General features: G+C 60.4%; 7 protein-coding genes. 4 read left to right on the top strand and 3 right to left on the bottom strand.

Translation table 11 applies throughout. The features are described 5' to 3' along the window. On the bottom strand, positions 1 to 1,035 hold the full coding sequence (gene waaF, locus FQ182_RS05505) for a lipopolysaccharide heptosyltransferase II (RefSeq protein WP_149411205.1): 1,035 nt from the start codon (positions 1,033 to 1,035) through the stop codon (positions 1 to 3). A gap of 110 nt (positions 1,036 to 1,145) precedes the next feature. Then, positions 1,146 to 4,085 carry a bifunctional [glutamate--ammonia ligase]-adenylyl-L-tyrosine phosphorylase/[glutamate--ammonia-ligase] adenylyltransferase gene (gene glnE / locus FQ182_RS05500; protein ID WP_149411206.1) on the bottom strand — a complete coding sequence of 980 codons (2,940 nt, stop codon included), beginning with the start codon at positions 4,083 to 4,085 and terminating at the stop codon, positions 1,146 to 1,148. Between the two features lie 382 nt (positions 4,086 to 4,467). Between glnE and aceE the strand changes: the two genes are divergently transcribed. The 4 genes from aceE (at position 4,468) to msrA (ending at position 12,518) form a co-directional block, all read left to right on the top strand. Beyond that, the gene (aceE, locus tag FQ182_RS05495; protein WP_149411207.1) at positions 4,468 to 7,113 is read left to right on the top strand and encodes a pyruvate dehydrogenase (acetyl-transferring), homodimeric type; all 2,646 of its coding nucleotides are present in this window, start codon (positions 4,468 to 4,470) and stop codon (positions 7,111 to 7,113) included. Positions 7,114 to 7,124: 11 nt separating this feature from the next. Next, on the top strand, positions 7,125 to 8,753 hold the full coding sequence (aceF, locus tag FQ182_RS05490; RefSeq protein WP_149411208.1) for a dihydrolipoyllysine-residue acetyltransferase: 1,629 nt from the start codon (positions 7,125 to 7,127) through the stop codon (positions 8,751 to 8,753). 353 nt (positions 8,754 to 9,106) lie between these two features. After that, positions 9,107 to 11,797, top strand: a complete 2,691-nt coding sequence (locus FQ182_RS05485) for a bifunctional diguanylate cyclase/phosphodiesterase (RefSeq protein WP_149411209.1) — start codon at positions 9,107 to 9,109, stop codon at positions 11,795 to 11,797. Positions 11,798 to 11,870: 73 nt separating this feature from the next. After that, positions 11,871 to 12,518 carry a peptide-methionine (S)-S-oxide reductase MsrA gene (msrA, locus tag FQ182_RS05480; RefSeq protein WP_149411210.1) on the top strand — a complete coding sequence of 216 codons (648 nt, stop codon included), beginning with the start codon at positions 11,871 to 11,873 and terminating at the stop codon, positions 12,516 to 12,518. 73 nt (positions 12,519 to 12,591) lie between these two features. Here msrA and FQ182_RS05475 read toward each other — a convergent pair whose 3' ends face one another. After that, positions 12,592 to 13,428: a 23S rRNA (adenine(2030)-N(6))-methyltransferase RlmJ gene (locus FQ182_RS05475; RefSeq protein WP_149411211.1), complete on the bottom strand. Its 837-nt coding sequence runs from the start codon at positions 13,426 to 13,428 to the stop codon at positions 12,592 to 12,594. Positions 13,429 to 13,624: the final 196 nt, after the last annotated feature.

Below are 13,624 nucleotides of genomic sequence, written 5' to 3'. Positions count from 1 at the left end.
TCAGCGAACCTCGACCACAGTGCCCTGCAACCGCTGCAAGGCGTCGGCCACAGGCTGCGGCAGCAACTGGCGCAAGCAGTTGTAGTGGCCAAAACGGCAGGTACGGTCAAAGCACGGGCTGCAATCCAGACCCAGCCGCACCACTTCGACCTTGTCGGCCAACGGCGGGGTGAAATCCGGGGAAGTGGAGCCGTACACCGCTACCAGCGGGCGATTCAACGCAGCAGCAACGTGCATCAGGCCGGAATCGTTGGACACCACCGAATCGGCGCAGGACAACAGGTCGATGGCCTCGGCCAGGGACGTGTCGCCGCTGAGGTTGACCGCTTCTTCGCGCAGTCCCGGAATCAAACGCTGACGAATGTCTTCACCCACCGAGTGATCATTTTTCGAGCCGAACAGCCAGACTTGCCAACCTTCGCGAATTTTTATCTCGGCGACCTTGGCGTAGTGCTCCGACGGCCAGCGCTTGGACTCGCCAAACTCGGCGCCAGGGCACAGCGCCAGCACCGGCCGGTCTAGGGTCAAGCCGAATTTGGCCAGGGCCGCGTCGCGGGTAACCGGATCGATTTGCAGGCTGGGGCGCGGGTACGGCGTCGGCAACTCGGCACCGGGCGCGTAGGCCAGGGCCATAAAACGCTCGATCATCAGCGGGTAACGCGCCTTGTCGAGCTTGCGCACGTCGTTGAGCAAGCCGTAACGGAACTCGCCGCGCCAGCCGGTGCGCTTGGGGATGCCGGCGAAGAATGGCACCAACGCCGATTTCATCGAATTGGGCAGCAGGATCGCCTGGTCGTACTGGCCAGCCAGGGACTTGCCGATGCGTCGACGGGTCGCAAGCTCCAGGGCGCCATGGCCGAGCGGAAAGCTCAAGGCCTGACGCACCTCGGGCATACGCTCCAGAATCGGCCGGCTCCACTCGGGGGCGAGCACGTCGATTTCGCAGTCGGGATGACGTTGTTTCAGGCACTGGAACAGTGTCTGCGCCATCACCATGTCACCGACCCAACTGGGCCCAACGATCAGAATATTCATGTAGTTTCCACAAACGATACGGGGAGGCTCATGCCTCCCCGCCTCGATAGTCTGTGCGGGAATGGCACACCCAGCTCCCACATTAAAAAATGTCCCACATTAAAGTTGTTTCAGCTTAACCCCAGTTCCTTCCAGATTCGCTTCACCTGGCGCCGTTCGTCCGCGAACTGGTCACCGCTGACCACCCCGGCCTCATTCTGCAAAGCCTGACGATGAGCGACGGAACGGTAGGCCTTATAGACCTCACGCAGCAGATGGGCATCGGCGGCGGGCATTAGCCCGACCTGCTCCAGGCCTTCCAGGATGCGGATATTGTCGGTGTAGCGTAGCAACGAAGGATGTTGCGCAGACCACGCCAAAGCCGCGTATTGCACCATAAATTCAATATCGACGATACCTCCGGCGTCCTGCTTGAGGTCGAACGAGGCCGTGGGCTCGAAGGCATTGGCCCCGGTGCCGGCCGCCGTGGACCTGGTTCCCAGATTGTCACGCATCTTGGCGCGCATCTCACTGACCTCCTGGCGTAGCTTCGCCAGGTCCTGCGCACGCCCCAATACCTGGGCCCGCACTTGCTCAAAAGCACGACCAACGTCCTGGCTGCCCACCAATACCCGCGCCCGCACCAGAGCCTGATGCTCCCAGGTCCAGGCTTCATTTTCCTGATAACGGGCAAACGCCCCCAGGGAACTGACCAACAGACCGGAAGCGCCTGACGGTCGCAGGCGCATATCCACCTCGTACAGTTGCCCGGAGTTGGTCTGGGTGGTCAGCAGATGAATGATTCGCTGGCCCAATCGGGTAAAAAACTGCGCACCGTCGATGGGTTTGGCGCCGTCGGTTTCGGCTTGCGGGTCACCGTCGTGAATAAACACCAGGTCCAGGTCCGAACCATGCCCCAGTTCGATACCACCCACTTTCCCATAACCGACAATGATGAACCCAGGATCGCACAGGGTGCCGTCCACACGCTGCGGCGAACCGTGGCGAGCGACGGTCTGGCGCCAGGCCAGGGCCAGCACTTGTTCGAGAATCGCTTCGGCGAGCCAGGTCAGGTAGTCACTTACTTTCATCAATGGCAGGCTGCCAGCGATTTCCGAGGCGGCGACCCGTAGGCGGTGGGCCAGCTTGAAATTGCGCAGGGCTTCCATCTGCTGCTCAAGGTCGTCTTCGGGGATCCGCGTCAGGCGCTCGCGCAGTTCGGCAGCCAGCTCCGGCGCCAGAGGCGGCTTGAACAGGCGGCCTTCGTTGAGCAATTCGTCCAGCAGCAACGGGAAGCGGGTGATCTGCTCGGCGATCCACGGGCTGGCAGCGCACAGGGTCAACAGCCTACGCAAGGCGCCAGGGTTTTCCGTCAGCAGTACTAGATACGCGGAACGCCGTGCCACCGCTTCAACCAACGGCAACACGCGTTCCAGCACCAGGTCCGGGCTGGCATGTTCGACCGACTGGGCCAGCAAACGCGGGATAAATGCGTCGAGACGCTCACGGCTCAGACGCTGCATGGCGCGCAATTGCGGGCTGCCGCGCAGTCCGGCCAAGGCCCTCAATGCCTTGGGTCCGTCGACAAAACCGCCTTCGTGCAACTGACGGCAAGCGGCTTCTTCGTCCTGGGACTCTTCCCACAGCGGCAACCACTCTCCGCCCACCACCAGTTCGCTTTCCTCGCCCTCCTCTTCATCCGGATCGGCGATGACTTGGCGAAAGTGCCAGTCCACCCGACCGCGCCAGTACATCAGCCGCTCATGGAACGCCGTCCAGTCCGGGAAGCCCATCATGAAGGCAATCCGCGCCTGATCCTCTAAGCCGTCCGGAAGCATTTGCGTCTGCCGGTCGGCAATCGCCTGGATCGCGTGTTCGGTGTAGCGCAGGAATTCGTAGCCATTGCGCAACTCGGCGACCACCGCCGGCGGAAGGTAACCCTGCCCTTCCAGGGTGCCAAGCACCTTTAACAGTGGGCGCTGCTGCAGGCTCAAATCGCGACCGCCATGGATAAGCTGGAACGCCTGGGCGATAAATTCCACTTCACGAATACCACCAGAGCCCAGCTTGATGTTCTCGGCCATGCCCTTGCGCCGCACTTCCTGCTGAATCAGCTGCTTCATGGTGCGCAGCGCTTCGATGGCGGAAAAATCCAGGTAACGGCGGTAGACAAACGGTCGCAGCATGTCGAGCAGTTGCGCGCCGGCCACCTGATCCCCGGCCACCACCCGCGCCTTGATCATGGCGTAGCGCTCCCAGTCACGGCCCTGGTCCTGGTAGTACTGCTCCAATGCATTGAAGCTGAGCACCAGCGCCCCGGATGAACCGTAGGGCCGCAGGCGCATGTCGACGCGAAATACAAAGCCGTCGACCGTCATCGGGTCAAGGGCCTTGATCAGCTTCTGGCCCAGGCGGATGAAGAACTCCTGGTTGTCCAGGGAGCGCTTGACGCCTACGGTCTCGCCGCCTTCCGGATAGGCAAAGATCAAGTCGATGTCCGACGACAGGTTCAACTCCACCGCGCCGAGCTTGCCCATGCCGAGAATGACCATCGGCTGCGGCTCGCCGCTACGTCGGCCGGTGGGTGTGCCGAACTGGACACAATGGCGCTGGTACAGCCATTGATAGGCCTGGTCGATGCTGGCGTCGGCCATGTCTGACAAATCGCGGCAGGTCTGGACCAGGTCCGCCTGTCGGGTCAGGTCGCGCCAGATGATCCGTACTTGCTGGCGAGTGCGCTGGCGGCGCAGGCAGCGACCCAGCTCATCTTCTGTTTCGGCTTGTTGCACAGCACCCGCGATCTGCCCGCACAGCTCATCGGGTGCAAAACCGCGATCCAGCTCGCCCCAGGCCACCAGTTCCAACAACATCACAGGGTCACGAACGCTCTGTTCACTGACAAAATCACTAGCGGCGCAGACCCGGGCGAAGTCGGCCCAACGTTGCGGCGTCCAGTCGGACAGACCATGGTCGTCGTCCAGTTGCGCCACGGCGGCGCGCAACGATTGCTCGGCACGACTGACAAACGGCAAAAGAATGGCTGGCAGTTCAGCCAGCATTGGAAGGCTCATGGTCTATCCTTGATCGGCATGTGAAAGGCCTGTTGCGGTGATAGCAAGAACCACGCTCGGTGAAGGACTGTCGAACAAAAGTTAGAAATAGCTGAAAACTTTTCGTTTTTGGCAGTCAACATCAATTCTTCACCTTTTCTTGTTCGCAAAAGACCCACAATAACGATTATTCTCACCAACCAGAAGGAGCCAACAGCTCACTCTTCTGTAGTTTTACTACTCGTATATACATTCGAAAGGCTGAAATGGCCGACGATTTGTAGTAAAACTACACAACGCCGGAACAATCTCCGGTCATCCAAGAATTTATGTCGTCTGCCCACAAGGCCAGTCGCAAACTCAGGCAACCGATTCTGGAAGCCTTTCCGCCCTGGAGCAAGCCATGCAAGACCTCGATCCCGTCGAAACCCAGGAATGGCTGGACGCCCTGGAATCGGTTCTCGACAAAGAAGGCGAAGACCGTGCTCACTACCTGATGACCCGTATGGGCGAACTCGCGACCCGCAGCGGCTCGCAACTGCCCTACGCCATCACCACACCGTACCGCAACACCATCCCCGTTACCCACGAAGCACGCATGCCTGGCGACCTGTTCATGGAACGCCGCATTCGCTCGCTGGTACGCTGGAACGCGATGGCCATGGTAATGCGCACGAACTTGAAAGATTCTGACCTGGGCGGTCACATCTCCAGCTTCGCCTCCAGCGCAACCCTGTATGACATCGGCTTCAACTACTTCTTCCAGGCCCCGGCCGAAGAACACGGCGGCGACCTGATCTACTTCCAGGGCCACACCTCGCCAGGCGTTTACGCCCGCGCGTTCATGGAAGGTCGCATCACCGAAGAACAAATGAACAACTTCCGCCAGGAAGTCGACGGTCATGGCCTGTCGTCCTATCCGCACCCTTGGCTGATGCCCGATTTCTGGCAGTTCCCGACTGTATCCATGGGGCTGGGCCCGATCCAGGCGATCTACCAGGCGCGTTTCATGAAGTACCTGGAAGCCCGTGGCTTCATCCCGGAGGGCAAGCAAAAAGTCTGGTGTTTCCTGGGCGACGGCGAGTGCGACGAGCCGGAATCCCTGGGCGCGATCTCCCTGGCTGGCCGCGAAAAGCTGGACAACCTGATCTTCGTCATCAACTGCAACCTGCAGCGCCTCGACGGCCCGGTTCGCGGCAACGGCAAGATCATCCAGGAACTCGAAGGTGTGTTCCGTGGAGCTCAGTGGAATGTCACCAAAGTCATCTGGGGCCGTTTCTGGGACCCACTGCTGGCCAAGGACGTCGACGGTATCCTGCAACGCCGGATGGACGAAGTCATCGACGGCGAGTACCAGAACTACAAGGCCAAAGACGGCGCGTTTGTTCGCGAACACTTCTTCAACACGCCTGAACTCAAGGCGATGGTTGCCGACCTGTCCGACGACGAGATCTGGAAGCTCAACCGTGGTGGCCACGACCCGTACAAGGTCTACGCGGCGTACCACGAAGCGGTCAACCACAAAGAACAACCTACCGTCATCCTGGCCAAGACCATCAAGGGTTATGGCACTGGCGCCGGCGAAGCGAAAAACACCGCGCACAACACCAAGAAGGTTGATGTTGAAAGCCTGAAGCTGTTCCGCGATCGTTTCGACATCCCGGTCAAGGACGAAGAGCTGGAAAACCTGCCGTTCTTCAAACCTGAAGAAGGCAGCGCCGAAGCCCGCTACCTGAGCGAGCGCCGCACTGCACTGGGCGGTTTCGTGCCACAGCGTCGCGCCAAAAGCATCAGCATTCCGACGCCACCACTGGAGACCCTCAAGGCGATCCTGGACGGCTCGGGCGACCGTGAAATCTCCACCACCATGGCCTTCGTGCGAATTCTCGCGCAACTGGTCAAGGACAAGGAAATCGGCCCGCGTATCGTCCCGATCATCCCGGACGAAGCCCGTACCTTCGGTATGGAAGGCATGTTCCGCCAGTTGGGCATCTACTCCTCCGTCGGCCAGCTCTACGAGCCAGTCGATAAAGACCAGGTGATGTTCTACCGCGAAGACAAGAAGGGCCAGATTCTCGAAGAAGGCATCAACGAAGCAGGCGCCATGAGCTCCTTCATCGCTGCCGGTACTTCGTACTCCAGCCACAACCAGCCGATGCTGCCGTTCTACATCTTCTACTCGATGTTCGGTTTCCAGCGTATCGGCGACCTGGCCTGGGCTGCTGGCGACAGCCGTACCCGTGGCTTCCTGATCGGCGGCACCGCTGGCCGGACCACGCTGAACGGCGAAGGCCTGCAACACGAAGACGGTCACAGCCACATCCTGGCGGGCACCATCCCGAACTGCCGCACCTTTGATCCAACCTACGGCTATGAGCTGGCGGTGATCATCCAGGACGGCATGAAGAAGATGACCGAAGAGCAACAGGACGTCTTCTACTACATCACCGTGATGAACGAGTCCTACCAGCAGCCAGCCATGCCGGCCGGTGTCGAGGAAGGCATCATCAAGGGCATGTACCTGCTCGAAGAAGACACCAAGGAAGCGGCGCACCACGTGCAGCTGATGGGCTCCGGCACCATCCTGCGTGAAGTCCGTGAAGCGGCGAAAATCCTGCGTGAAGAGTTCAACATCGGCGCGGACGTGTGGAGCGTTACCAGCTTCAACGAACTGCGTCGCGATGGCCTGGCCGTGGAGCGCAGCAACCGTCTGCACCCAGGTCAGAAGCCTGTGCTGAGCTACGTAGAAGAGTGCCTGACTGGCCGTAAGGGTCCGGTTATCGCCTCCACCGACTACATGAAACTGTTTGCTGAACAAATTCGCCAGTGGGTCCCGTCCAAGGAATTCAAAGTCCTGGGCACCGACGGTTTCGGCCGCAGTGACAGCCGCAAGAAGCTGCGTCACTTCTTCGAAGTTGACCGTCATTTCGTGGTGTTGGCAGCCCTGGAAGCCTTGGCTGACCGTGGTGATATCGAACCTAAGGTGGTGGCTGAAGCTATCGTCAAGTTCGGGATCAACCCGGAAAAACGCAACCCACTGGACTGCTGAGGAGATTTTCTGTGAGCGAACTCATTCGCGTACCTGACATCGGCAGCGGTGAAGGGGAAGTAATTGAACTGTTTGTGAAGGTCGGCGACCGTATCGAAGCCGACCAGAGCATCCTGACCCTGGAATCGGACAAGGCGAGCATGGAAATCCCTGCTCCCAAGGCCGGCGTGGTCAAAAGCCTGAAAGTGAAGCTGGGCGACCGCCTGAAAGAAGGCGACGAACTGCTGGAACTGGAAGTCGAGGGTGCCGCTGCCGCGGCGCCTGAGGCTCCTGCTGCGGCCCCGGCTGCCGCCGAGAAGCCTGCCGCTGTTGCCGAGGCCCCAGCGGCCCCGGCCCCGGCCGCCGCCACAGTCCAGGACATTCATGTTCCGGACATCGGCTCGTCGGGCAAGGCCAAGATCATCGAGCTGCTGGTCAAGGTCGGCGACACCGTCGAAGCCGACCAGTCGCTGATCACCCTGGAATCCGACAAGGCCAGCATGGAAATCCCATCGCCGGCTGCCGGCGTGGTGGAAAGCATTGGCGTCAAGCTGGATGACGAAGTCGGCACGGGTGACTTCATCCTCAAGCTGAAAGTCCAGGGTGCTGCTGCACCTGCTGAAAAAGCTCCTGCCGCCGCGGCCGCACCAGCCGCCAAGGCTGAGGCGACCCCGGCCGCCGCTCCAGCGCCTGCTGCAAAAGCCGAGGCCGCACCGGCCCCTGCTGCTGCGCCTGCGCCAAGCGGTGCCAAGGTTCATGCCGGCCCTGCCGTGCGCCAACTGGCCCGTGAGTTCGGCGTCGAGTTGAACGCGGTAACGGCCAGCGGCCCCCACGGTCGTGTGCTCAAGGAAGACGTGCAGGTCTACGTCAAATCCATGATGCAGAAGGCCAAGGAGGCTCCGGCCGCAGGCGCTACCGGCGGTGCTGGTATTCCGCCGATCCCGGTTGTGGACTTCAGCCGCTTCGGCGAAACCGAAGAAGTGCCAATGACCCGCCTGATGCAAATCGGCGCGTCGAGCCTGCACCGCAGCTGGCTGAACATTCCGCACGTGACTCAGTTCGACCAGGCCGACATTACCGACCTGGAAGCTTTCCGCATCGCGCAGAAAGCCGTGGCCGAAAAAGCCGGCGTCAAACTGACCATCCTGCCACTGCTGCTCAAGTCCTGCGCGCACCTGCTCAAGGAACTGCCGGACTTCAACAGCTCGCTGGCACCTAGCGGCAAGGCGATCATTCGCAAGAAGTACGTGAACATCGGCTTCGCGGTCGATACCCCGGACGGCCTGTTGGTGCCTGTGATCAAGAACGTTGATCAGAAGAACCTGCTGCAACTGGCTGCCGAAGCCGCTACGCTGGCTGCCAAGGCCCGTGACAAGAAGCTCACCGCAGACGACATGCAAGGCGCTTGCTTCACCATCTCCAGCCTCGGGCACATTGGCGGCACTGGCTTCACGCCAATCGTCAACGCACCGGAAGTCGCGATCCTCGGCGTTTCCAAGGCCACCATCCAGCCTGTGTGGGACGGCAAAGCCTTCCAGCCCAAGCTGATGTTGCCACTGTCGTTGTCCTACGATCACCGTGTGATCAACGGCGCCGCTGCTGCTCGCTTCACCAAGCGTCTGAGCGACCTGCTGGCGGACATCCGCACCATCCTGCTTTAAGCCACAACGGGCCCTCCTCTGATAGGGAAGGCCTGGTTTCAAGGTTTTCCGAGCGCCACGCTCGTACCTCAACCCCGCCAATTTGGCGGGGCTTTTTTTGCCTGTTTTTTGTAATCCTATTGGAGCTGCCGCGCAGCCCAACGGGGGCGATACGCAGATCCGGCAAACCCCCTCACCACAAACCACCCATCACCCCAATTGCAGAAATCCCCCGCCCTGCCGATAACGCACTTATAGCACTTAGCCTTCATCCTCTCTTGTCAGTCCGTGCTGCATGATGCAACCTTGCCGCAGACAGCAGTAAAGAGGGCGTGAGCCCGGCGCAATGCGCATTTTTCCAAGCGAGTTCCCCCATGAAAAGCCAACCCGATGTCGCCCGAACGGCGGCCGAGGTAGTGACGCAATTACCGGTGCCTTCGCGCCTCGGTATGCTGCGTTTCGAGCGGCTAAATGAGGCAAGCTGGGCACTCTTGTACCTTGATCCCAATTGCGAAAAACAGTTCGGCCTCCCGGCGATGGAACTGTGCTCCCTGATCGGCTCGCCCTACGCCAGCCTGATGGAGCCCCAGGCCCGCTATCAGTTGCATGACGCGATTCAACAGCAACTGACGGCCAGCCCCCATTACCTGGTGCGCTACACCCTGCACACCAGCCACGGCCCCTTGAACCTGCTGGAACTGGGCGAAGCCTACAAACAGCACAATCGCCACCTATTGCGCGGCTACCTGATGGTGGTGGACGGCCTGTTCAGCAACCTGACACCGATGCCCGCCGCCGACCTGGAAGACCAAAACAGCCGTTTGCAGATCGCCCTGGAACTCAACCAACGCACGCAACAGGAACAACTGCAACACCTGGAACGGGTGCGCGCCCAGCAGGAACTGATCCTGCTGTTGGCCCGCCAGCGCTACAGCACCAACAATTCCCTGCAAGAAGCCGCTGAACTGATCACCCGCAGCGCCTGCGATATTTATCAGATCGACTGTGCCAGCATCTGGAACCTGGAAGACCAGCATCTGGTGCCGATCTCCGCCTTCCACCGCGCCGATCAGCAACACCACCTGCCCATGCCCATCGACGCCAGCGGCTTCCCGGATTACCTGGAAGCCCTGCAAACCAGCCGCGCAATTGATGCCGGCAATGCCATGCGCGACCCGCGCACACGGGAGATGGCCGAGAGTCTGCGCCCGCGGGATATCCACGCCATGCTCGACGCCAGTATCCGCATCGATGGCCAAGTGGTGGGCGTATTGTGCCTGGAGCAAAGCGGCACCACCCGAGCCTGGCAGGCTGACGAGATTGCTTTTGCCGGCGAGTTGGCCGACCAGTTCGCCCAGGTGATCAACAACCACAACCGTCGCACCGCCACCAGCGCCCTGCATTTGTTCCAGCGGGCCGTGGAGCAAAGTGCCAACGCATTTCTGCTGGTCAATTGCGATGGCGTGGTGGAGTACGTCAACCCCAGCTTTACGGCGATCACCCAGTACAGCTCCGAAGAAGTCCACGGCCACAAGCTGTCGGAACTGCCGGCCCTGGAGAATCTCAGTGCGCTGTTGTTCGACGCACGATCGAGCCTGGCCAAGAGCAACAGCTGGCAAGGCGAATTCAAGAGCCGACGCAAAAACCTCGAGCCCTACTGGGGGCAGTTGTCGATCTCCAGGGTCTATGGCGACAATCGCGAGCTGACCCACTACATCGGCATCTACGAAGATATCACCCAAACCAAGCTGGCCCAGCAGCGCATCGAGCGTCTGGCCTATACCGACAACCTCACCAACCTGGGCAACCGTCCGGCGTTCATCCGCAACCTCGACGAACGCTTTGCCCGGGACAGCGACACTCCCATCAGCCTGCTGCTGGTGGACATCGACAACTTCAAGCGAATCAACGACAGCCTCGGCCACCAGACCGGCGACAAGCTGCTGATCAGCCTGGCCCGGCGCCTGCGCAACAGCCTGAGCACCGGCGGCAGCCTGGCGCGGTTCGCCAGCAACGAGTTCGCGGTGCTGCTGGACAATACCGACCTTGAGGTCGGCCAGCAGGTGGCATTCCAGTTGCTGATGACCCTCGACAAGCCGATGTTTGTCGACAACCAACTGATCAGCGTCACCGGCTCCGTGGGCCTGGCCTGCGCCCCGCTGCACGGCCGCGACCCGCAAACCCTGATGCGCAACGCAGGCCTGGCGCTGCACAAGGCCAAGGCCAATGGCAAACATCAGGTCCAGGTGTTCACCGAAGCGCTGAACGCCGAGGCCAGCTACAAACTGTTCGTGGAAAACAACCTGCGCCGCGCCCTGACCCAGAACGAGTTGGACGTGTTCTACCAGCCAAAACTGTGCCTGCGCAGCGGCCGCCTGTTGGGGATGGAAGCGCTGTTGCGCTGGAATCACCCGGAAAAAGGCATGATCCGACCGGATCAGTTCATCAGTGTGGCCGAAGAAACCGGGCTGATCATCCCCATCGGCAAGTGGATCGCCCGCCAGGCCTGCCGCATGAGCAAACGACTGAGCGCCGCCGGCATGGGCAACCTGCAGGTAGCGATCAACCTGTCACCCAAGCAGTTCTCCGACCCTGACCTGGTGGCCTCAATTGCCGCCATCCTCAAGGAAGAACAGCTGCCTGCCAATTTGCTGGAGCTGGAGCTGACCGAAGGCCTGCTGCTGGAGGCCACCGAAGACACGCGCCTGCAATTGGACCAGCTGAAGAGTTTCGGCCTGACCCTGGCCATGGACGATTTCGGTACCGGCTACTCGTCGCTCAGCTACTTGAAAAAATTCCCCATCGATATCATCAAGATCGATCGCAGCTTTATCCATGAGATCCCGGACAACCAGGACGATATGGAAATCACCTCAGCGGTGATCGCCATGGCCCATAACCTCAAGCTCAAGGTCGTCGCCGAAGGCATCGAAACCGCCGAGCAACTGGCGTTCCTGCGCCGCCATCGCTGCGACGTCGGCCAGGGCTACCTGTTCGACCGGCCCATCCCCGGTTCCGAGTTGCTGGAAAGACTTAAACGCTATCCTCGCGGGCCAATCGCCTGACAGCGCTGTAACACTCGGGCACACTGGCGGTCTGAATTACTCTGTTAACTCAATCTGACTGAGAGGACTGAACATGGTCTTGCGCTCGGAAATCCTGGTGAACAAAAACGTGCTTCCCACTCAAGAACAAGCTCTGCCTGGCCGTGAAACCCCAATGACCTTGCCCGAGACGCACTTCGTCAATGGCAACCCGCTGCTGGGCCCATTCCTGGACGATGTAGGCTTCGCGATCTTCGGCCTGGGCTGTTTCTGGGGCGCGGAACGCCGTTTCTGGCAGCACGAAGGCGTGGTCAGCACGGTGGCCGGCTATGCTGGCGGCTACACGCCGAACCCGACCTATGAAGAAGTCTGCTCGGGCCTGACCGGCCACAGCGAAGTGGTACTGGTGGTATATGACCAGGCCAAGATCAAGTACGAAGACCTGCTGAAAATGTTTTGGGAACTGCACAACCCAACCCAGGGCATGCGCCAGGGCAATGACATCGGCAGCCAGTATCGTTCCGTGATCTACGCCACTACGCCTGAGCAGTTGGACGCAGCGAAGGCCAGTGCACAGGCTTATCAGAACGAGCTGAGCAAGGCTGGCCTGGGCACAATCACCACGGAAATCGAAGAGGCTCCGACAGTCTACTTCGCCGAGGCGTATCACCAGCAGTACCTGGCAAAAAATCCGGCCGGCTACTGCGGGATTGGCGGCACAGGCGTGACTTGTCCGATCTGAAGATCGGAGCTGCAAGTTTTAAGCTTCAAGCTGCAAGTAAGAGCAGGAACGCGCTTCTTGCAGCTTGAAGCTTTCATTCAGCAATGAGCCAATCCATCTGCCACCCACCCTGGGTTTGCCCAAGTTGCTTGGACAGCCATGGCAGCAGCTCTCGCAATTCTTCCTCCAGCCCCCACGGCGGATTCGCAATCGCCAAGCCCGAGCCGTTCAGGGTATTGGGCGTGTCCAACGGATGCACCAGTAATTCCACCCGCAGCAACTTCGGCGCCCCGGTGCCCGCCAGGTCCTGGTAGAAGCGGCGCAACATGCGCTGGTCCTTGACCGGGTACCAGATCGCCGCGACGGTCTGACGCATACGGCCAATAGCTTCCTTGAGGGAGGCGGCACAGCGCTGCATCTCGTCGAGTTTTTCGAACGGCGGATCAATCAACATCAATGCACGTTTTTCCGGCACCGGCAGCAGTGCCCGCGGTACATGCCAGCCTTCGCCCAGGTGCACCTTGACCCGACGATCACCCTTCATGTTGTCCTTGAGCAACACACCGTCTTCGGGGTGTTTTTCATTGAGCAGCACGCGATCCTGCGGGCGAGTCAGGCGCCGCGCCAGCTCCGGCGAGCCTGGGTAGTAGCGCAACTGGCCATCCGGGTTCATTTCGTGCAGCACGCGCATGTAGTCGGCTGTCAGCGGCGGCAGGTCCGTCGCGTCCCATAGCCGGGCGATGCCTTCCAGGTATTCACCGGTGCGGTTGGCCTGGTCGCCCTGAAGGTCGTACAGACCAATTCCGGCGTGGGTATCAAGATAGGCAAACGGCTGCTCCTTGCGCGACATCAGGGCGATGAGGCGGGTCAAGGTCAGGTGTTTGAAGACATCGGCGTGGTTGCCGGCGTGAAAGGCGTGACGATAATTCATGGTTGCTCCTGCGCAGGGGGCGAAGTTTACCTTTTACGCGGGCAAAGGTGCAGGGTTGCGCGCCAGGTGGTGCTTATATCGCAAACACAGGCGCATCTCTGAAAACAATCTAAATACAGCGCGGCAGCGCGCTTATTGTGGCGAGCCGGCTTGCCCGCGTTAGGCTGCGCAGTAGCCCCCAGTACATAAACCATTT

This window comes from Pseudomonas sp. ANT_H4 (genome assembly GCF_008369295.1).
Lineage (GTDB): Bacteria > Pseudomonadota > Gammaproteobacteria > Pseudomonadales > Pseudomonadaceae > Aquipseudomonas.
The sequence above is the reverse complement of the archived record's forward strand: the minus strand, read 5'-3'. Positions and strand labels throughout refer to the sequence as shown.